This window comes from Rhodococcus sp. DMU2021 (assembly GCF_019641445.1).
Lineage (GTDB): Bacteria > Actinomycetota > Actinomycetes > Mycobacteriales > Mycobacteriaceae > Rhodococcus > Rhodococcus pyridinivorans.
Genome location: NZ_JAIFKB010000094.1, coordinates 1 through 878, shown reverse-complemented (window position 1 = coordinate 878; position 878 = coordinate 1). Strand labels below are relative to the sequence as shown.

At 67.7% G+C, this 878-nt stretch carries 1 protein-coding gene; it reads right to left on the bottom strand.

The window, feature by feature from the left end; all coding sequences use genetic code 11:
• Positions 1 to 55: 55 nt before the first annotated feature.
• A partial coding sequence (locus K3M35_RS25785) for an IS256-like element IS1164 family transposase (RefSeq protein ID WP_220667289.1) occupies positions 56 to 878 on the bottom strand: 823 nt, incomplete at its 5' end.

Genomic DNA, 878 nt, shown 5'->3' with positions numbered 1-878 from the left:
GGTCAAGTCCCGTGAGGTGGTGTACGACGTCGTCGCGTGATTCCTCGTCGGTGGATCAGGCGGTCAAGGCCGGTGTCACCTCCTCGGTGCCCTCGGTGACACTGTCGGCGGGCTTGTCGGTGCGGGAGCGGGCGAGTACGTCGAGGCCGAGGTAGCGGCGGCCTTCGATCCACTCGTCGTGCTGCTCGGCCAGCACCGCCCCGACGAGTCGGATCAGAGCGGTGCGGTCCGGGAAGATCCCCACCACGTCGGTCCGGCGGCGGATCTCCTTATTGAGGCGCTCCTGCGGATTGTTGCTCCAGATCTGTTTCCAGATCTGCTTCGGGAACGCGGTGAACGCCAACAGATCCGACCGGGCGGCGTCGAGGTGATCGGCCACCTTCGGCAGCTTCTCGGTGAGTGCATCGATGATTCGATCGTATTGTGCGTGAACGGAATCCGCGTCGGGCTGGTCGTACACGGAGTGCAGCAGTGTCTTCACCCAGGGCCACGACGACTTCGGTGTGACGGCCATGAGGTTCGTCGAGTAGTGGGTGCGGCACCGCTGCCAGGAGGCGCCGGGCAGGGTTGCGCCGATCGCCGCGACGAGGCCGGCGTGGGCATCGGAGGTCACCAACCGCACCCCGGACAGGCCGCGGGCGACCAACCCGCGGAAGAAGGTCAGCCAGCCGGCGCCGTCCTCGGCGGAGGTGACGTCCAGCCCCAGGATCTCGCGGTAGCCGTCGGCGTTGACCCCGACCGCGACCAGGGCGTGCACGTTCACCACCCGTCCGTTCTCGCGGACCTTGAGGACCAGGGCGTCGGCGGCGACGAACGTGTACGGGCCCGCATCGAGGGGTCGGTTCCGGAAGGCCTCGACCTGGGTGTCGAGGTCTTTC